The organism is Streptomyces sp. NBC_01116, assembly GCF_041435495.1.
GTDB lineage: Bacteria > Actinomycetota > Actinomycetes > Streptomycetales > Streptomycetaceae > Streptomyces.
Genome location: NZ_CP108644.1, coordinates 4,866,497 through 4,885,574 on the forward strand (window position 1 = coordinate 4,866,497; position 19,078 = coordinate 4,885,574).

Consider the following 19,078-nt stretch of genomic DNA (forward strand, 5'->3'; position numbering starts at 1 on the left):
TCACCCGCCCGGGCCAGCGAGTTCACCGGAGGAACGCTTCCGCAATCCGCGCTCCTCCGCCCGTGTCCGTCGACATGTGCCTACCGGAGGACGACCCGGTCCCCGGACGACGAGCTCGCGCCGGACGTCGTGTTGCCGTAGTACGTCCACCGCCACGTCCCGGCCGTTGTGGCCTTCACCGTGGTCGTGAGCGCGCCCGTCCTGCTCGACGTCGCCTTCTTGACCGTCTTGTACGAGGAGGAGCCCGCCGCCTTGAACTGGAGGCTCACCGAGCGGCCTCCGTACCCCTGGTACGTGTGGGTGTCCCAGTTCGCCCGGGTGACCTTTCCGGTCACGGTGAGCGTCTTCCCCTTCGCGACCGGCTCCGGCGAGGCGTTGACCGTGACACGGGTGGCCCGCTTCAACTGCACGGAGTGGTTCTCGTCGTCGATGTCCTGGGAGTCCTTGGGGAGGAAGAGCCGCGCGGCGGTCCGCCAGGTGCCGGCGTCCTCGTTCCCGAAGTCGGTGTGCCGCGGGTCGATGTACACCCAGTTCTCGAAGTCGCACGTTCCCTTGGCCTTGTTCACGACCTTGCAGTCGCTGCCGATGATCGCGCTGTGCATCGTGTCCATGTTGCTCAGCTTTCCCCGGTAGGGGAACACCGTCGGCCCGTGCCTGTACTTGAGCTTGGTCGTCATCCGGAAGGTCGCGTACACCTCGACCTCCTCCTTGACCCCGATCACGATCGGCTTCCCGCCGTTCACCGTGACCCGGGAGAAGGCGACCCCGCCCTCCGCAGCCCCGGCCGGAACCGCCGCCACCCCGGCGAGCACGGCCGCCGCCGTGCAGGCCACCGCCGCTCTCCGCGTTGCTCTCTTCATGTCGAACCCGTCCTCTCCCCAGCCGCCCGGGGCCGCGCGCGCGGGCGCGCCTGCCCGAGGTTTTCCTCGCGGCTGACCTGGAGACCCGGGAGGGGGGTGCGCGGTTGTGCGCGGGGCGGCAACGATTTGGTCACCACGGCAGAGCACGGCACGGCTTTGCTCCGGCCCGGTGTCCGGCCGGGTGGGCGGGCCCGGCCAGCGGGCTCAGAGAGATCGGTAGATCTCGCGCCGATGGCCGACGGCGAGCACCCAGACGATAAGCCGGTTGCCTTCCACGGTGTAGACGGCACGGTAGTCACCTACTCGGAGACGCCATCGCGCCTCGTGGCCCTGGAGCGGCTTGACGTCGAATGCGGCGAGGTCTCCCCCATCCAAGGCCTTCTGGAGGTCTGCCAGACGGCCGAGGACACGTCGGGCTTCCGGCAGGGGGATCTTGAGGAGGTCGCGTTGTGCGTGGGCCGTGAATCGCGTGACGTAGCCCATGGGTCAGTTGGCCGACCGGAGGAGTGCGGCCATCTCTTCGAGGGATACGGATCCGTCGGTTCCCTCGGCAGTGGCCTCGTCCGCGAGTCGGTTGAGCCATTCGTCCTCGTAGCGCTCGGCGGCCTCGCACAGGCGTCGGTACTCGTCGATGTCCACAATGACGGCTTCGCTCTTGCCTCGGCGGGTGATGATCGTGGGCGTCTCGTCACGGCGGGCGCGGTCGATGACGTCCGCGAGATGCTTGCGTACCTCTGCCATGGATTCGGTCACGGGCTCACTCATGTGAGAAATGTAGCAGATGTACATCTAGTGCGCGATGACAGCGGAGAGTACGGAGTGTGTCACTCCCTGCGGTACGGTGATCGTGTCATCACGCTCCGTGCGCTCCGGTTGAGCAGCGCATGGAGCGGCCCCCGGGGGTGTAACAGCACCTACCCGAGGGCCTTCACCACTAGTGGATCAGGAGTCCACCCGCGATGCTTTCGCATGTTATCCCGCCCCCTCGGGGCTATACGAAGGCCCCCAACAGCCTCGTGCGCCATCCGCGTATCGGCAGCGACGCGAAAGTCCTGGTCCTCTACGTCCAGGGGCTGCCCGAAGAGCTCCGCGACAAGGCGCTGGGCGAGCACGCCCGCGCTCTCCGTATGACCGGTCGCGCCTACCAGAAGGCCAAGGCCGACCTTGTGTCGCACGGGTACGTCCACGAGCGCCGCGAGAGCGTCGCCGGAGGGCGATGGCGAACCGTCCAGGTGTTCAGCAACGAGCCGCTGACGGACGACCAGGCCGCCCGCCTCCGCGCCGGTGTCCCCGCCGACGGGTACGAGAACGTGGGCGCTTGCGCCGCCCCGGACGCGTGGCCCGCTCCGAGTGCGCACTCTCCGACGGTCGGTGAGCCGACGGGCCGGAGGGTCGGTGGTCTCTTACCCGCAGACGAAGAACAGGGCGAGAACTCTTCCCACCCGCCCACCGAAGCGGCCGTGGAGGCGGAAGGCGAGTCGCGGGTTCAGGACCAGGACCAGGATCAGGACCAGGATCAGGACCAGGATCAGGACCAGGAACAGGAACAGGACCAGGCTGAAGTTCTTCTTGCCGAGCGCGTATTGCTCTCCCTGCGGCACCGTACGCGTGAGCTCTCGCTCGGGGTGCGTGAGGCCCGCAAGCTCGCCGCCCTCGCCGCCGAGTGGCTGCGCCGGGGTGTCAGCGCCGGAGACCTGCGGCTGGCGCTGAGCAGCGCGCTGCCTGAGGAAGGGGTGCGTTCGGCCTTCGGGTTCCTGAAGAACCGGCTCGTGGAGAAGCTGCCCCCGCACCCGGAGAGTGCGGCGGAGTTCTCTCCGTCTCCGTCTCCGTCCCCGTCTCCGCCGTCCCCCTTGCCCCGGCCCCTGTCGCTGCCGCTCCTCGCCTGCGACGGGCCCGGCGAGGAGCACATGTTCCGGCCGCACGAGTCGTGGGTCACCACCTGCGGACCCTGCCACCGCGAGCAGCAACGCGCCTACTGGGCCGACCTGATGGCCCGTGCCGAGGCCGACCCCGCACCCCCGAGGCCGTCCTGGCGGGAGCTCGCCGCCGAGGCCGCCGAGGCCGCCGCGAACGGGGGCGTCACGTGTGCCGAGGAGGCTTCCGGTTACGGAACCCGGGCCACGGCCACGTAGATGCCGCTGAACTCCTGCGTGGGCGCGGGCGTTCCGTTGAACCACTCCGGGGCCCTCACCAGGCCGGGGGCTGCGATCTCCAGGCCCTCGAAGAACCGCGCGAACTCCTCGCGGCTCCGCAGGGCCAGCTGGATGCCGCCCTTCTTGTACTCGTCCTCGCTCTGCTGCCCGATCTCCTCGTTCACGTCGGACGCGCCGTGGGACAGCACGACGTAACTGCCGGGCGCCATCGCGCTCGTGAACGTACGGACGATGCCGATCGGGTCCTCGGCGTCCGGGAGGAAGTGGAGCAGGCCGAGCAGCGACAGGGCTATCGGGCGGTCGAAGTCCAGGGTCTCGCGTGCCGCGTCGAGGATGATCGCGGGCTCGCGGACGTCGGCGTGGACGTAGTCCGTCACGCCCTCCGGGCGGCTGACCAGCAGCGCTTCCGCGTGGCGCAGGACGATGGGGTCGTTGTCGCAGTAGACGACCCGGGCGGAGGGGCGGATCTCCTGGGCGGTCTGGTGCAGGTTCGGCGCGGTGGGAATGCCCGTCCCGATGTCCAGGAACTGCGTCACGCCCTCGCCCGCCAGCCAGGCCGTCGCGCGGTTCATGAAGGAGCGCTGCTGCCGGGCGCCGACCTTCGCCTCGATGGGCAGGAGCTCCGCCACCTGCTGGTCCACCGGATAGTTGTCCTTGCCGCCGAGCAGCGCGTCGTAGACCCGGGCCGAGTGGGGCTTGCTGGTGTCTATCGGGGGGTGAGGCGCCTGTGCCGTCATACCGAACTCCAGATACACGTGGTGTGGACCATTCAGTCGACGCAGTCTGCCATAGCAATACCGTTGCACCGGAGGGTTGTTCGGGCCGCAGGACAGCCGCCGGGCCCGCCCCGCGGTTCCGCCTGGCCGACACCACGGTTCCGCTTCGCCGTACGCGGGTTCGTCGCGCCGTCGTGCTGTTCGTCCCGGTCCGGCCCGTCCCGGCCCGCCCCGGCGCGGGTCCGCTCCGCCGGGCATCCGCGTTGACCTCGTGCGCCGTGCGCGCCGAAGATCGCTGGTGTGAACCCCCCTTCTTCTGACACGCCACCGCCTCCGTCCTCGTCCCCCTGGGACCCGCCGTCCTCCGCCGAACCGCCCCGCCCGGCCGATCCCGCGTGGCAGGGCTGGGACCGGCCCCCGGAGTGGAGCCGCCCGCCGACCGGGCCGGTGCGTGCGCCCTCGGGCTCCCGCTACGACGAGCAGGGGCGCAACGGGCAGGGCGGGCGGTTCGGGTGGCTGGGCGAGCTGCTGACAGCCCTCGCGCTGGTAGTGGTGGGCGTGCTGGCGGTCGGTGTGGCCGGCGCGATCATCGCCGAGGTGCTGGACGCCGGGCCCTCGGACGCCGACAGCGAACTCTTCTTCGAGGACCCGGTCGCCGAACTGGTGGTCTCGCTCGTCGGCATCGCGGTCGGCATACCCATCGTCCTGTGGGTGGCCCGCGGTCTCGGCCGGCGGCCCGCCGGGACCGTGTCCTCCGTCGTCGGGCGGCTGCGCTGGGGCTGGCTCGGGCGCTGCGCGGCCGTGGGCTTCCCGCTGATCGCCGTGCAGATCGGCCTGCTGATCGCCTGGACCTGGGACGCGGAACCGCTCACGGAGTCCGGTGCGGGCTTCCCGGGCTGGCCCTACTTTCTGCTGAGCCTGGCCGTGGTGCTGGCGCTCGTCCCGTTCCAGGCCGCCGCCGAGGAGTACGTCTTCCGGGGCTGGCTGGTCCAGGTGATCGGCCGGGTCGTGCGCTCGCCCTGGCCCGCGGTCGTCCTGGCGTCCCTTCTGTTCGCCCTGGCCCACGGGTTCGGCGAGCTCTCCGGCTTCCTCCTGCTCTTCTACTCGGCGCTGTGGTGGGGCTGGCTGGTGATCCGCACCGGCGGTCTCGAAGCGGTGATCGTCCTGCACGTCGCCAACAACGTGCTGGCCTTCGGCCTCGCGGCGGGCTTCGGGGAACTCGACGACACCAGCACCGCCGCCGACGCCCCCTGGCAGGCCCTGGTCCTCGAACTCGTCTTCGCCCCGCTGTACTGCCTGACCGTGGCGAAGATCGCCGAGCGTCGAGGCATCGAGCGGGTCAGCCCCTGACGCTGCCTGTCCTCCTCAGGCCTGTCCTCCTCAGGCTCGGCCTCGTCCTCCTCAGGCCCGGCTTCCTCAGGCCCGTCCTCCTCAGGTCGCGTTCAGTGCCACCGTCGGGTGCAGGTGGGAGGCGCGGATCGCCGGGTAGAGGCCCGCGACCACGCCGATCAGCAGGGTCGCGGCCAGGCCGCCCGCCAGGGACCAGGGCGGGACCACCGCCGTCCACCCCTGCGCCCGCGCGAACCCGTACGTGGCCGCCGAGCCCAGCAACGCGCCCGCGACACCGCCCAGCGAGGACAGGAGCAGCGACTCGGTCAGGAACTGGAGCCGGATCGCGTTGCGCGTCGCCCCCAGCGCGCGGCGCAGGCCGATCTCCTGGCGGCGCTCCAGCACGGAGATCACCATCGTGTTGGCGACGCCCACCCCGCCGACCAGGAGGGCCACCGCGCCGAGCCCGAGCATCAGGGCCGTCAGCCCCTTGTCGGCGGCGGCGCGGGCGGCCAGCGCGTCCGAAGGGCGCGAGACCCGGACGTTGGCCTCGTTGCCGGGGCTGACCGTGCGGGCCAGCACCGCCCGTACGTCCTCCACCGAGGCGTCCGTGGAGCGCTCGAAGATCGTGGTGGGGCGGCCGTCGAAGCCGAAGTAGCGTTTCGCGGCCGGGAATCCGATCAGGGCCACCCGGTCCAGGGTCGGGACCAGCTCGACGGGTTCGAGGATCCCGACGACGGCCACCCGGGTGTCGTTCAGCATGATCGTCTCGCCGGGGCGGGTGATGCCGAGGCGGTCCGCCGCCACCGTGCCCAGGACGGCCGTGGGCAGGCGCTCGCCTGCCGGGGTCAGCCAGGTGCCCCGGGCCACCTTGCCGCCGAGCGTGGCGAGCAGGTCGGTCCGGGCCGCCTGCGTGGTGACCCCGGCCGTGCGCTCCTCGGGGACGACGTCGCTGCGGCGGATGCGGGCGTCGACCTCGGCGGTGGCCGTGGCGTGGCGCACCGGGCCGATCCGCTCGACCATCGCCACCGCGTTCTTCGGCAGCTCGACCGTGCCCCCGAGCGGGTCCTCGCCCGCCTCGGCGGTGAGGAGGTTGGTGCCGAGACGGTCGAGCCGGGACATCAGGTCGGCGCGGCTCGACTCGGACAGGCCGACGACCGCGACCATCGTCGCGATGCCGATGGCGATGCCGAGCGCCGAGAGCACCACCCGGGCCCGGCGCGCCCGCAGTCCGACCGCGCCTACCCGCAGGACGTCCCGGGGGGAGAGGCGGGCGGGCCGGAGGCCGTGGGGATCGGTCATGCGCCGGCCTCCGTACGGGGAAGGGGCGCGGTGGAGCGTGCGTCCGGCGTACGGGGGAAGGGTGCGGTGGAGCGTTCGTCCGCCACGATCTCGCCGTCCCTGAAGCGGACCCGGCGCGGCAGCGACGCCGCGATGCCGTGGTCGTGGGTGATCACGCAGACCGTGGTGCCGGACGCGTTCAGCTCGTGCAGCAGCTCCATGACGATCTCGCCGGACGCGGTGTCCAGCGCCCCGGTCGGCTCGTCCGCCAGCACGAGCCGGGGCTCTCCCACCAGGGCGCGGGCGATGGCCACGCGCTGCTTCTCGCCGCCGGACAGCTCGTTCGGGGTGTGCGAGGACCGGTGGTCCAGGCGTACGCGGGCCAGCGCCTCGCGCGCCCGGCTGCGCCGTTCCCGGGAGCGGAGGCCGGTGTACAGCAGGCCGTCGGCGACGTTGTCCACCGCGTCGCGCCCCGCCGCCAGGTGGAAGTGCTGGAACACGAAGCCGATGTGGCGGGCGCGCAGGGCGGAGAGACGGGCGTCGGAGAGCGCGGAGACGTCGTGTCCGGCGACCCGGACCGTACCCGTGGTGGGCCGGTCCAGGGTGCCCATGACGTTGAGCATCGTGGACTTGCCGGAGCCGGACGGGCCGACCACCGCGAGGAGTTCGCCCTCGTGGACCGTGAGGTTCACGGCGCACAGGGCGTGGACGCCGCCGGGGTACGACTTCGTGGCGTTCCGGAGTTCGACGACGGGGGTGAGGGGAGCAGAGGGGGCCGGGCCGGTCTCAAGGCCCCGGGAGGAGGGCGAGGACGACGGGGAGGGCGACGAGGGCGAGGGGGATGAGGAGGGCGAGGAGGACGGTGTCATGGTTTCGCCACCCCCACCTTCATGCCCTCGCGCAGCTCCGCGCCGCTGACCTCGATCTGCCCGTCGGCCGTCATGCCCGTCTCCACCCGGACCATCGAGGAGGTCTCGCCCCGGACGATCTGGAGCCCGTACCCCCCGTTCTCGCCGCGCAGCGCCACCACCGCCTCGACCGGCACCGCGAGGACCCCCTTGCGGGCCTCGCTGACGAACGTCACGCTCGCCGCCGCCTCGGCGTCCTCGCCGGCAGCCGCGCCGGGGCCGCCGTCGAGGGCGACCTCGACGGTGATGCCCTCCTGGCTCTCGGCCTCGGCGGCGCCGCCCTCCTCCGGACGTACCGTCCCGGCGACCTTCCCGGGCACGGTCTTCCCGCTGGGCAGGGCCACCTCCACCTTCGTGCCGCGTGCGGTGAGCGCACCGTCGGCCTGGTCCAGGCGGGCCCGGACGACCGGCTTGGTGGAGGCGATCGTCAGGACGGGCCCGTCCGGGCCGACCTGGTCGGCGAGGGCCGCGTCGGCGGAGACCACCTTGACCCGGTCGGGCTGGAAGACGACGTCGCCCCGGCCGACCCTGCCCGTGGTCTCGCGGTTGAGGTGTTTCTGCCACCGCTTGACGGCGGACTCGGTGTCCTTGCCGTACTCCGTGTCGACGTACAGCCCGGCCCCGTAACCCAGGTCCCGGAGATTCCGCTCCAGTTGGAGGACATCGCTGCCCCGGTCGCCCGCCTTCATCTCGCGGAACGCCGGAACCGGCCCGTAGAGGAGCGTGACCGGTTTGTCGTTCAGCTCGTACAGGGCCTCTCCTCGCGTCACGGTCCTCCCCTCGGCTGCCGCCACCGTGACGGTGCCCTCCACGGCGGCCTTGACGGCACGGCGCTGGGCGAAGTCGATCCTGCCGTCGACGGTCCTGGAGAGGACGAGGTCGGTGCGGACGACGGCGGCCGTCGCGGGCGGGAGGCCGTCGCCCCGGCCGGAGGCGTTCGCGTCGTCGCCGTTCCCGAGGAACGGAAGGCCTCCGGAGAGGCCGACGGCGACCACCGCCGCGACCGTCACCGCGCCGAGCGCGACGTAGGGGGTGCGGCGCTTCACTGCATGCCGTCCAGACCGTCGAGGAGCTTCGACTTGCACGCCGCCCGGGCCTCCTTGTAGGCGGGCGAGTCGGGGTCGTAGACCGGGGAGGCCGGGTTCGGGTCGCCGCCGGGCACCGCGTTGCCCCCGGACATCACCGGGTTGGTGAACCGGCTGATGCCGTTGTCCCGCATGCACTGGGCGTGCGCGAGCATCGATTCGTAGGACTTCTGCTGGTCGCGCTTGGGTTCGACCGCCAGGGCCGCCCTGAGCTCGTCCACGCAGACGTTGTTCTTCCCGGCCTTGATGCCCTCGTTGCGGCCGGGCTGGGAGCCGATCTCGTTGACCTTCTCCCAGTCGAGATGGCCGCTCAGCTTGGGGTCGGGGAAGTCCTTGTAGCCGCCCTTGGCGCGCATGCACTGGACGAACGTGACCTGGGCGTCGTAGTAGGCGCTCTTGCCGGCGGGCTTCGCGCTCGGGGTGTTCGGCGCGCCCGCGGCCTCGGAGGGCTCGCTCTTCGGGGACGGCACATCGGCGACGGCGTCGTGGCTCCTGGTCCCGGTGGTGTCGTCGCCGCAGGCGACGGTGAGGGCGAGGAGGGGCACGGCCACGAAGGCGGCCAGGCGGAGCCCGGCGGTGGTGATGGGGAAGCTCATGGGCCTCACGCTGGCCGCCGAGGATGATGGCCCGTGCATGGGCACATGATGGGAAGGTAACAATGCCTCCGACCTGCGCCTCCGCTCCGGGGAGGGGGAGGCGGAGCGGATTCCGGCGTGCGCATAATCGGGCCCATGCCGCATGTGCTGCTCATCGAGGACGACGCGTCCGTACGGGACGGGATGGAGCTCGTGCTGCGCCGGCACGGGTACGGAGTGGAGACCGCCGCCACCGGCGAGCAGGCCCTCGCGCTGCTGGCCGGGGAGCGGGGCGCGCGGGTCGAACTGGCCGTGCTGGACCTGATGCTTCCCGGCATGGACGGCTTCGAGGTGTGCCGCCGCATCCGGGCCCGGGCGCCGAAGCTGCCCGTCATCATGCTGACCGCGCGCGGCGACGACCACGACATCGTGACCGGGCTGGAGGCGGGGGCCGACGACTACGTGGTCAAGCCGGTCACCGCGCCCGTCCTGGAGGCCCGCATCCGGGCCGCCCTGCGCCGCGCGGAACCGTATCCCCGGCCGGGGCCCGCCGGTCAGGGTCCGGACGGGCACGGGCTCTACGCGCACGGGCTCTACGCGCAAGGGCCCGACGCCGACCGCGCCGACCACGCCGGGCTGGTGATCGACCGGGCCGGACTGACCGTCACCAAGCACGGGGCGGCCGTCGCCCTCCCGCCCACCGAGATGCGGGTCCTGCTGGAGCTGTCGGCCTCGCCCGGCCGGGTCCTCACCCGGGAACAGCTCCTCGCCTCGGTGTGGGACCACACCTTCCTGGGCGACTCCCGGCTGGTGGACGCGGCGGTGGGCCGGCTGCGGGCCAAGATCGAGGACGTGCCGGCCAGGCCCCGGTACGTACAGACCGTGCGGGGCTTCGGCTACCGCTTCGGGCCGCTGTGAAGTCCTGGGCCGCTGTGAAGTCTCGGGCTGCTGTGAAGTCTCGGGCCGCTGTGAAGTTTCGGGCCGCTGAGGGGCGGCCTGTTCCCCGGCGCTCGTTCCGGCGCTCCCTCGGGCGCGGCTCGCGGCGGTTCGTCGGCGGGCTGCGGGTCAGGCTCGTCGTCACCTTCGTCATCGTCGCCCTCGTCAGCGCGGTGACCGCGACGGCACTCGCCTACCGGGACGCCCGCACCGCCGTCCTCCAGCGCACCCAGAACACCGCCGTCGACGACCTCCGGGAGCGGGTCGCCGCCGTCGCCGCGAGGCTCGATCTCCCGCCAGACCAGCGGTCGTTGTCCCGGTTCGCGGCGAAGGTCTCCGAGGGGCTGGGGGCGCGCATCGTGGTCGCCCGCCACCAGGACCTGTCCGCCGTCTCCGGCGCGTACGCCGACCCGGAGGGCCGGATCACCGCCGAGCTGCGGGCCGCCGTCCGGGCCGGGGACGGGGCCCGGTTCCAGCGGGTCCAGTGGCGGGGCGATCCGTATCTGGTCGTCGGCACGCCCGTGACGTACGCCGACGGGGACCGGCGCACCTCGGGCCTGGAGGTCTTCATGATCACCGACCTGCGGGCCGAGCGCGACGACACGGCCGCCCTGCTGGACTCCGTACGGACGGGAACCGTGCCCGTGGTGGTGCTGGCCGCGCTGCTGGCGCTGCTGGCCGCCGGTACGGTCCTGCGACCGGTGCGGAAGCTGGGGCGGGCCACCCGCGGACTCGCCGCCGGGGACCTCGGCAGCCGGGTCGCGGTCCGAGGGCACGACGAACTGTCGCACCTGGCGCGGACGTTCAACGAGACCGCCGACGCACTCCAGGCGTCCGACGCGGAGCTGCGGGCACAGGAGGCGAAGGCGCGGCGGTTCGTGGCCGACGTGTCGCACGAACTGCGCACGCCCCTGGCGGCGATGACGATGGTGGCGACGGTCCTGGAGGAGGACGCCGACCAACTGCCGCCGGACGCCGCCCACGCGGCCCGAACCGTCGGCGCGGAGACCGCCCGGCTGTCCCGGCTGGTCGAGGACCTGATGGAGATCTCCCGCTTCGACGCCGGGGCGGCCCGGCTCAACGCGGCCCCGACGGACCTCGCCGACACCGTACGGGCGTCGCTGGCGCTGCGCGGGTGGACGGACCGGGTGACCGTCGAACTCCGCGAGGACGTACGGGCCGTGGTCGACCGGCGGCGCGTCGACGTGATCGTGGCGAACCTGGTGGGCAACGCGCTGCGGCACGGCGCGCCGCCGGTCACGGTCACCCTGGCCGCGCCCGGCGGCGACCGGGTGACGCTGGAGGTCGCCGACCGCGGCCCGGGGCTGGCGCCGGAGGCCAGGGAGCGGGTCTTCGACCGGTTCTACAAGGCGGACACGGCGCGCACGCGCGACACGGCCGAGGAGAGTGGCCGGGGCGGCGGCGAGGATGGCGGCCAGGGCATTGACCAGGGCTTCGACCAGGGCGTCGGGCAGGGGAGCGGCCTCGGCATGGCCATCGCGTGGGAGAACGCGCGGCTGCACGGCGGCACCATCGAGGTGGGCCAGGGGCCGCAGGGCGGCGCGGTGTTCACGCTGCGGCTGCCCTTGCGGCACCCGGAGGAGGGGGACGGGTGAGGCGTTCGCGGGGAGGCGTACGGAGGAGACTCCGGCGGAGCGTCGCCCTCACGGCGCTCGGGGCCGCGCTCGGGACCGCGCTCGTCGGGTGCGGGGTCCAGCCGACCGGGGTGATAGAGGCGGGCGAGCCCGCGTCCGGGCTGACGCGCGGGATGCGGCTCTACTACGCGTCCGACACCGGGCTGCGGGCCGTGCCCGTGCTCGACCGGGGCTTCACCAGCCTGGACGCCGTGATGAAGCTGCTCGCCCAGGGGCCGACGGCCGCCGAGCGGCGCGAAGGGCTGACGACACTGTTCCACGCTCCCAGCGGCTACACCGTGACCGGGGACGGAACCCACGTCACCGTGGAGCTGGAGGGCCCGTACTGGGCGGAGGCGCGGGACCAGGTGACGGGGCAACTGGTCTGCACGCTCGCCAGCTTCCAGTCCGTGGGCGAGGCGGAGGTCCGGGCGGACGACGTGGAGGTGACGATCCGCCCGGGGGAGGGGCCGGTGCTGGGGCCGCTGCGGTGCGCGGAGTACCTGGGCGGCTGAGCGGCGCTGCGGTCGTGCGGGCGGGCGGGCGAGCGGGCCCGCCGTGGGTGCACCGGGGCCGTGTGAACCGCAGGGCCCCGGTGCGCCCACGGCCGGTCGGGAGCGTCAGAACCGGACGGCCGTCCGGGGCCGTGTGCACCGCAGGGACGACCGTCCGGGGCCGTGTGCACCGCAGGGACGGCCGGTCGGCCGGGATCCTCAGAACCGCACGGTCACCTGCGCCTGCACGTGGGCCCGGAGCACGCCCGCCATGTCCGTCGCGCAGTCGCTGATCAGCCACTGGATCTGGAGGCCGTCCATCAGCGCGATGAGCTGCTGCGCGGCGGCCGACGGGTCGACGTCCTCCCGGAGTTCGCCCGCCTCCCGGGCCTGGCGGTAGGCCAGTTCGGTGTTGGCGAGCGAGGTGCGGTAGCGGGCCTCGAAGTACGCGTGCGCCGGATGGTCGGGGGACGTGGCCTCCGCCGCGACCACCGAGAACAGCTCGACGATCCCGCGCCGCTTCGCGTTCAGCTCCGCGAGGTCGGCCAGCCGGCGCAGATGGTCGAGGCCCCGCGTCACGCCCAGGGCCAGCCACGCGTCGTCCACGTCGTCGCGGTGCTGGAGCACGGCGAGGAGCAGGGCCTCCTTCGTCGGGAAGTGGTGGAGGAGGCCCGGGTGCGAGATGCCGCAGCGGGTGGCGATCACCCGGAGCGACGCGCCCCGGTAGCCGGCCTCGCCGAACAGGGCCATCGCCTGGTCGAGGATCTCGGTCCGCTTGGCCCGGCCCTTGGCGTAGCCGCGCCGCGCCTCGGAAGTCACGCGCCATCACCCGCTGTCATCGGAATCGGACACCTCTCTCGCACCGCCGTTCCGGCCCAGATTCTCACAGGACCGAATCCCGGATCCTCGAATACTTACCAAGCGGTCGGGATTGAGCGTACGGTACTGCGGAGTGCGCTTTCGTGAAAGGAACTCCTGTGGGCCTCAAGCCGCCGTATCTCGACCCCGCGCTGCCCGTCGCGGAGCGGGTCGCCGACCTCCTGGGGCGCATGACGCTGCCCGAGAAGGTCGGCCAGATGCTCCAGCTCAACGCCAAGGAGGGGGTGCGGCACCTCGTCGAGGACCTGCACGCGGGCTCGATCCTGCACGCCTCGCCGGAGCGGGTGGGCGAGGCCGCCGTGCTCACCGCCAGGACCCGGCTGCGCATCCCGCTGCTGGTCGCCGAGGACTGCATCCACGGGCACTCCTTCTGGGAGGGGGCCACGATCTACCCGACGCAGCTCGGGATGGCCGCCACCTGGGACCCGGAGCTGGTGGAGCGGATCGCGCGGGCGACGGCGGTCGAGGTCGCGGCGACCGGGGTGCACTGGACGTTCTCGCCGGTTCTCTGCATCACCCGCGACCTGCGGTGGGGCCGGGTCAGCGAGACCTTCGGCGAGGACCCGTTCCTGATCGGCGAGCTGGCCTCCGCGATGGTGCGCGGCTACCAGGGCGACGGCCTGACCGACCCGACCGCGATCCTGGCGTGCGCCAAGCACTTCGCCGGGTACTCCGAGACGCAGGGCGGCCGGGACGCCAGCGAGGCGGACATATCACGGCGCAAGCTGCGCTCCTGGTTCCTGCCGCCGTTCGAGCGGGTCGCCAAGGAGGGCTGCCGCACGTTCATGCTCGGTTACCAGTCGATGGACGGCGTGCCGATCACCGTGAACAACTGGCTGCTCAACGAGGTGCTGCGCGGTGAGTGGGGCTACACCGGGACCCTGGTCACCGACTGGGACAACGTCGGCCGCATGGTGTGGGAGCAGAAGGTCTACGCCGACTACGCGCAGGCGTCGGCGGCGGCGGTCCGCGCGGGCAACGACATGGTGATGACGACGTCGGACTTCTTCGCGGGCGCCCAGGAGGCGGTGGCGCAGGGTGCGTTGGCGGAGGCCGAGATCGACGCGGCCGTACGCCGCATCCTGACGCTCAAGTTCGAGCTGGGCCTCTTCGAGGACCCGCGCCACCCCGACGCCGCCCGGCAGGCGGAGGTCATCGGCAGCGGTGCGCACGCGCTGCTGAACCTGGAGGCGGCCCGCCGTTCGCTCGTCCTGCTGACCAATGACGGAACGCTCCCGTTCGCGGGCGGCCTGGAGGCGGACGGGGAGGGCCGGGGCCTTCCACTCGCCTCCGGCGGCCCCCGTACGGTGGCGGTCGTCGGCCCCAACGCGGACGACGCACAGACCCAGTTGGGCGACTGGGCGGGCTCCTCGGGCCAGGCCGACTGGCTGCCGGAGGGCCAGCCGCGCGCCATGATCCGTACCGTCCTCGACGGCTTCCGCGACCACGTGCCCGCCGACTGGACGGTCGCGTACGCGCCCGGGGCCCGGATCCTCGACGTGGGCCCCGACCCGGAGGGCGCGTTCTTCCCGGACGGGCAGCCCCGCCCGGAGGTCGTCGTCCCGGCGGCCCCCGACGCCTCGCTGATCGCGGACGCGGTCGCCGCCGCCGAGGCCGCCGATCACGTGGTCGCCGTCGTCGGCGACCGGATCGAGCTGGTCGGCGAGGGCAAGTCCACCGCGACGCTCGAACTCGTGGGCGATCAGGTGGCGTTGCTGGACGCGCTGGCCGCGACGGGCAAGCCGTTCGCCGTCGTGGTGATCAGCTCCAAGCCGCTGGTGCTGCCGCCGTCCGCGCTCGGCGCGGCGGCGATCGTGTACGCGGCCAACCCGGGGATGCTCGGCGGCCGGGCGGTCGCGGAGTTGCTGCTCGGCCTGATCGAGCCGGCCGGCCGGCTGCCGCTGTCCTTCGCCCGGCACGCGGGCCAGCAGCCGACGTACTACAACCAGGTGCGTGGCCAGCACGGCTCGCGCTACGCGGACCTCACCCAGAGCCCGGCGTTCGCGTTCGGCGAGGGGCTGAGCTACACGACCGTGGACTACACGGACCTGAAGGTGCTGACGTCGGTGGTCGACGAGTCGGAGACCGTACGGGCCCGGGTCACGGTCACCAACACGGGGGCTCGGCCCGCGCTGGAGACGGTGCAGGCGTACGTGAGTGACACGGTGACGTCGGTGACCTGGGCGGAGAAGGAGCTGAAGGCCTACCGGCAGGTGGCGCTGGCCCCGGGGGAGTCGCGCGAGATCCTCTTCGAACTCCCGGCGGCCGACTGCACCCTCGTGGACGCGGAGGGCCACCGCGTCGTGGAGCCGGGCCGCTTCGAGCTGCTGGTGGGGCCGTCGTCCCGCGACGAGGCTTTGTTGCGGGGGGAGTTCACGGTCAAGGGCTGAGCCCGGGGGGGCGTGGTCCGGGCGCACGGTGCAGGTGGTGGCCGGGGGCCGTGGGTCGGGCGCACGGCGCGGGTGGTGGCCGGGGGCCGTGGGTCGGGCGCACGGCGCGGGTGGTGGCCGGGGCGCACGGCACCGGTGGCAGGGGGGCGCCCGGTCAGGAGCCGCCGGACGTCCTAGACAGCTCGTACAGGTCCCCGGAGTCCGGGTCGCCGATGGACTGGTAGAGGGTGGGCCGGCTCTCCGTGCCGCCGACGTTCCAGTAGCCGAACCTGCACGGGGCGACGTGGATGTTCAACACCTGCGACCTCGTGTCCCCACCGGCTTCGTACGTCCAGGTGCCCTGCCCCGTACACGCGTCGGGTTCGCTGTCGCTGTCGTCACCGCCGTCGGTGTCGTCCTCGGCGCCGAGACCGACGACGGCGACCCGGCCGTCCGCCGTGAACGCGATCGTTCCGCCGCGGCCGTCGGACCAGCGCCCGACCAGCTCCGCCGAGGTGACCGCCGGCGGACGGTACTGGGGAATGGCCCCCGTCGCCAGACCGACGCCGCCGAGGACGGCGGTGAGGACCACGGCGACCAGCCCCCACAGCAGCACCGGCCCGAAGATCCGCTCCCGGCGCGACCGCCAGAGCAGCGCCGGAACGGTGAGCGCGGCCGTCGTCAGCGGCCAGGCCACCGCGATGCCGGCAGGCCCCGTACCGCCGGACAGCGCGACGACGAGAACGAGGGAGACGGCCGCCGCCACCGCCGGAACCCACCACCACGCCTCACGCCCGCCGAACCGGCGTCCCAGCGCGCCGCTCAGCCAGACGGTCGGGAGGACGAGGACCACGGACAGCACGCCCGCGACCGCGGTCCCGAACACGGCGAGCACGGGCAGGAAGAAGACGAACATCACCGAACCGCCCCCCGCGCTCGGCGATTCCTGCGTGAAGCCGTACACGACGGCCACGATGGACGCGATGACCGCTTCGATGAGCAGGGCCAGGATCGAGAGCAGCAGCGACAGCCCGTACGGACGCTTCTTCTCCACCGTTCAAGTCCCCCCTTGCGCACGGCGATGCACGCGGCGCGCCCTTATCGGGGCGGCAGCCAGGACCATGGTGCCAGAGGTGTTTGAACGCGTTCAAGGCGGGGTTCGCGACGCTCGGGCAGTGCTTCGGCGGCGCTCTGCCCGAGTGCGGCCGGGGTGTCGCCGGGGCTCGGTCGGGGCTTTCGTGGGGTGAGTCCCCGAGGAGTACGGGGTGAGTTTGGGGCGCATCCGGGGCGCGCAAAGAAGAAGCGTTTCCGCGTGCGGGTATTCCCCCATATGGGTGTGGCGTGGCAGTCCGGACGGCGGTGGGGCGAGCACAATGGGGCGGCGGTTCGTGCAGAGGCGCGCAGGCCCCTCTCCCGCACCTTGTGCTCAAGGAGGACCGGTGGCGGAGAGCTGGACGGTTCAGCGGACCGGGCCCGGGGACGCCGCGCGCGCCCAGGCGCGGGAACAACTTCTGGAAGCAGCCAGAGAGTTGTACGGCGTCAATGGATACCGCGCCACCGCCGAGCATGATGTGTGCGCGGCGGCCGGTGTGCCGGTCGAGGTGCTGCGTCAGGAGTACGGCTCCCGGGAGGGGCTGCTCATCGCCCTCCACAACCGGGTCACGACGACCGGGCTGCGGGCGGCGGAGAACGCCCTCCTGGTGGACGGCATCGACAAGCGCTCGATCGGGGAGCGGGTCCGGCTGCTCTTCGACGCGTACGTGGAGACCGTCACCAGCGACCCGCGCGAGGCCCGGGTGACGTTCGTCGAAGTGCTGGGCGTGAGCGCGGTGGTGGACGAGCACTGCAAGCTCTGGCGGGCCCTGTGGACGGAGTTCCTGACCGGCGAGGCCGAACGGGCGGTGGAGCGCGGCGAGGCGGAGGACCGGGACCACCGGGTGGACGTGATGGTGATGGTCGGCTCGGTGCACGAGCTGATGGCCCACCACACCCGCCGCAGCCGCCGGGCCCGACCGGAGGAGGTCTCGGGGGAACTGACCCAGCTGGCGCTGTCGATGCTGGGGGCGCGGAGCGGGTGAGCGGGGCGGGTCGGCCCCCTCCGGGGCGGGTGCTCCCGGTCGGCGGGGTGCAGGCCACGGCCCGTGGCAGGATGCGTCGTATCCTCCGGACCGTGTGGGGCGCGGCGGAGCTGTGGTCCCCGCGGCCACCCGCTCACCGATGGACGGACGAACCATGGACAGACGTGCCCTGATGCTGGCTACCGGCGGACTCCTCGGCGGGGCCGGCGCCGCGCAGTTGGCGGCCGCCGGGACGGCCGCCGCCGCACCGGCAGCGGCGGCCGGCCCCGTCTTCGACGTCCGGGCCTACGGCGCGGTCGGGGACGGCGTGGCCGACGACACCGCGGCGTTCCGAAGCGCGCTCACCGACGCGCGGGCCGTGGCCGGCGGCGGGGCGACCCTGCGGGTGCCGCCCGGCTCGTACCCGCTCGGGGAGTCCCTGTTGCTCGGGCCCGGCATGACCGTGCAGGCCTACGGGGCCCGGTTGTTCCGTACAGGCAACACCTCGGCCCTCATCAAGAACTACACCAGCGGTATGCCCGCGGTGGCCGGCTACGGGGGCGCCGGGAACATATCCGTCTTCGGCGGTACGTGGGACATGCGTGGCAGCCGGTTCACCTCGACGTGCCCCGCCTTCGTGTTCACGCACGCCGACGGGTTCACCATCCGGGATGCGACCGTTCTCGATGTGCCCCAAGCGCACGCGATCGAACTCAACGCGGTGCGGCGGGCCCGGATCGTCGACTGTCTCTTCGACGGCGTGTACGCCGGGACCGGAACTCCGACCGTGCCGAACCGGCTGGAGGCCGTGCAGATCACCGGCGCGACCAACGCCGCCAACCTGCCCGCCCCGGACTTCGACGGCACCCCTTGCGAGGACGTCCTGATCACGGGATGCGTGATGCGCAATTCCCGGCCCGACGTCGACTCCCCGTACGACGCCCTCTGCGGTGACCACTACGTCGCGTCCGCCGACGGACACCGGCCGCTCCACCGGAACATCCGCGTGCTGGCCAACCGTGTGGAGAGCAGCGGGGCCTACGGGATCCGCGCCACCGACTGGCAGCAGTCGGTGATCGCCGACAACACCATCGACTCCGCGGCCGTCAACGGCATCTACGTGAGTTCGGGTTCGGGAAACGCGCTCCAGGACATCGCCATCACCGGCAACACGATTCGCGGGGCGGGCTCCGGCGGCATTGTGGTATCCAACTCGGGTGCGGGGCGCAACAGTTCGGTGGCCATCAGCGGCAACCTGATCCGCGCGACGAACGGGGAGACGGCGATCTACGTCAGCCAGACGGACGGGGCGACGATCACCGGCAACATCGTCGCCACGACCCGCCACCCGTCCGGCGGCAACTGCCAGGGCATCCAGGTGCAGCGGTCCCCGCACGCCGTGATCACCGGCAACCACCTGTCGGACATCGCAGGCGACGGCATCGGTGTCGACACCGGGTCGACCGAGGCCCTCATCGCCCAGAACACCGTGCTCGGTGCCACCCACAACGGGATCTCGGTGGCCTCCTCCGAAGCCGCCGTCCGCGACAACCGGATCACCGGCGCGGGCACCGGCGCCCCGGACGGGAACTACGCGATCCGGATCGGCGGCAACGCGGTGAACGTGTCGGTCCGGGGCAACGTCGCCCGGGTCGGTGAGGGGGGCGTCGCGGAGGCCGGAGTGGGTGTGATGGCAGGCAGCCAGGCCGCCTGGATCACCGGGAACGACCTGCGCGGCTGGGGCACGGCGGTCCGCGACCGGGGCGCGGGGACCGTGGGGGACGGAAACCTCGGCTGAACCG

Annotated in this window: 18 protein-coding genes; 8 read left to right on the forward strand and 10 right to left on the reverse strand. The window is 72.6% G+C overall.

From position 1 onward, the window contains the following. Positions 1 to 80: 80 nt before the first annotated feature. The 3 genes from OG245_RS21275 to OG245_RS21285 all read right to left on the reverse strand — a co-directional run bounded on the left by OG245_RS21275 (position 81) and on the right by OG245_RS21285 (position 1,625). A complete protein-coding gene (locus OG245_RS21275; RefSeq protein WP_371625074.1) occupies positions 81 to 860 on the reverse strand; it encodes a hypothetical protein in 780 nt (259 codons plus the stop codon). 204 nt (positions 861 to 1,064) lie between these two features. After that, entirely contained in the window at positions 1,065 to 1,343 is a 279-nt protein-coding gene (locus OG245_RS21280; protein WP_371625075.1) for a type II toxin-antitoxin system RelE/ParE family toxin, read from the reverse strand. Between the two features lie 3 nt (positions 1,344 to 1,346). After that, a complete protein-coding gene (locus OG245_RS21285; RefSeq protein WP_371625076.1) occupies positions 1,347 to 1,625 on the reverse strand; it encodes a type II toxin-antitoxin system Phd/YefM family antitoxin in 279 nt (92 codons plus the stop codon). 194 nt (positions 1,626 to 1,819) lie between these two features. Between OG245_RS21285 and OG245_RS21290 the strand changes: the two genes are divergently transcribed. After that, complete coding sequence (locus OG245_RS21290) at positions 1,820 to 2,992, forward strand: hypothetical protein (protein ID WP_371625077.1); 1,173 nt, start codon at positions 1,820 to 1,822, stop codon at positions 2,990 to 2,992. Here the strand turns inward: OG245_RS21290 and OG245_RS21295 are convergent. Beyond that, positions 2,965 to 3,750: an SAM-dependent methyltransferase gene (locus OG245_RS21295; RefSeq protein WP_371625078.1), complete on the reverse strand. Its 786-nt coding sequence runs from the start codon at positions 3,748 to 3,750 to the stop codon at positions 2,965 to 2,967. The genes OG245_RS21290 and OG245_RS21295 overlap by 28 nt on opposite strands. 426 nt (positions 3,751 to 4,176) lie before the next feature. On the opposite strand from OG245_RS21295, the gene OG245_RS21300 reads away from it, so the two are divergent. After that, positions 4,177 to 5,079, forward strand: a complete 903-nt coding sequence (locus OG245_RS21300; RefSeq protein ID WP_371627943.1) for a lysostaphin resistance A-like protein — start codon at positions 4,177 to 4,179, stop codon at positions 5,077 to 5,079. Positions 5,080 to 5,160: 81 nt separating this feature from the next. On the opposite strand, the gene OG245_RS21305 is transcribed toward OG245_RS21300, so the two are convergent. Genes OG245_RS21305 through OG245_RS21320 form a run of 4 tightly spaced genes read right to left on the reverse strand, consistent with a single transcriptional unit; the run spans position 5,161 to position 8,928 of the window. Further along, on the reverse strand, positions 5,161 to 6,360 hold the full coding sequence (locus OG245_RS21305; protein ID WP_371625079.1) for an ABC transporter permease: 1,200 nt from the start codon (positions 6,358 to 6,360) through the stop codon (positions 5,161 to 5,163). Then, a complete protein-coding gene (locus OG245_RS21310) occupies positions 6,357 to 7,208 on the reverse strand; it encodes an ABC transporter ATP-binding protein (RefSeq protein WP_371625080.1) in 852 nt (283 codons plus the stop codon). The genes OG245_RS21305 and OG245_RS21310 overlap by 4 nt, the downstream gene beginning before the upstream one ends. Further along, entirely contained in the window at positions 7,205 to 8,293 is a 1,089-nt protein-coding gene (locus OG245_RS21315) for a peptidoglycan-binding protein (RefSeq protein ID WP_371625081.1), read from the reverse strand. The genes OG245_RS21310 and OG245_RS21315 overlap by 4 nt, the downstream gene beginning before the upstream one ends. Continuing rightward, positions 8,290 to 8,928: a hypothetical protein gene (locus tag OG245_RS21320; RefSeq protein ID WP_371625082.1), complete on the reverse strand. Its 639-nt coding sequence runs from the start codon at positions 8,926 to 8,928 to the stop codon at positions 8,290 to 8,292. The genes OG245_RS21315 and OG245_RS21320 overlap by 4 nt, the downstream gene beginning before the upstream one ends. A 135-nt stretch (positions 8,929 to 9,063) precedes the next feature. On the opposite strand from OG245_RS21320, the gene OG245_RS21325 reads away from it, so the two are divergent. From OG245_RS21325 to OG245_RS21335, 3 genes are read left to right on the forward strand one after another with little or no spacing between them, the layout of a single operon-like run. Beyond that, positions 9,064 to 9,825, forward strand: coding sequence for a response regulator transcription factor (locus tag OG245_RS21325; protein ID WP_371625083.1), 762 nt, complete (start codon positions 9,064 to 9,066; stop codon positions 9,823 to 9,825). Positions 9,826 to 9,875: 50 nt separating this feature from the next. Further along, positions 9,876 to 11,459 (forward strand): ATP-binding protein, encoded by a 1,584-nt coding sequence (locus OG245_RS21330; RefSeq protein WP_371625084.1) that lies wholly within the window; start codon positions 9,876 to 9,878, stop codon positions 11,457 to 11,459. Further along, positions 11,456 to 11,992 carry a GerMN domain-containing protein gene (locus OG245_RS21335; protein WP_371625085.1) on the forward strand — a complete coding sequence of 179 codons (537 nt, stop codon included), beginning with the start codon at positions 11,456 to 11,458 and terminating at the stop codon, positions 11,990 to 11,992. The genes OG245_RS21330 and OG245_RS21335 overlap by 4 nt, the downstream gene beginning before the upstream one ends. A gap of 198 nt (positions 11,993 to 12,190) precedes the next feature. Here OG245_RS21335 and OG245_RS21340 read toward each other — a convergent pair whose 3' ends face one another. After that, positions 12,191 to 12,790: a TetR/AcrR family transcriptional regulator gene (locus tag OG245_RS21340; RefSeq protein ID WP_371625086.1), complete on the reverse strand. Its 600-nt coding sequence runs from the start codon at positions 12,788 to 12,790 to the stop codon at positions 12,191 to 12,193. A gap of 158 nt (positions 12,791 to 12,948) precedes the next feature. Here OG245_RS21340 and OG245_RS21345 point away from each other — a divergent pair, with 158 nt between their 5' ends. Beyond that, a complete protein-coding gene (locus OG245_RS21345) occupies positions 12,949 to 15,240 on the forward strand; it encodes a glycoside hydrolase family 3 N-terminal domain-containing protein (protein WP_371625087.1) in 2,292 nt (763 codons plus the stop codon). A gap of 154 nt (positions 15,241 to 15,394) precedes the next feature. Here OG245_RS21345 and OG245_RS21350 read toward each other — a convergent pair whose 3' ends face one another. Further along, entirely contained in the window at positions 15,395 to 16,273 is an 879-nt protein-coding gene (locus tag OG245_RS21350) for a hypothetical protein (RefSeq protein WP_371625088.1), read from the reverse strand. Between the two features lie 385 nt (positions 16,274 to 16,658). On the opposite strand from OG245_RS21350, the gene OG245_RS21355 reads away from it, so the two are divergent. Together OG245_RS21355 and OG245_RS21360 are read left to right on the forward strand one after the other, a co-directional pair. Then, a complete protein-coding gene (locus OG245_RS21355; RefSeq protein WP_371625089.1) occupies positions 16,659 to 17,297 on the forward strand; it encodes a TetR/AcrR family transcriptional regulator in 639 nt (212 codons plus the stop codon). Between the two features lie 154 nt (positions 17,298 to 17,451). Continuing rightward, on the forward strand, positions 17,452 to 19,074 hold the full coding sequence (locus OG245_RS21360) for a right-handed parallel beta-helix repeat-containing protein (protein ID WP_371625090.1): 1,623 nt from the start codon (positions 17,452 to 17,454) through the stop codon (positions 19,072 to 19,074). Positions 19,075 to 19,078: the final 4 nt, after the last annotated feature.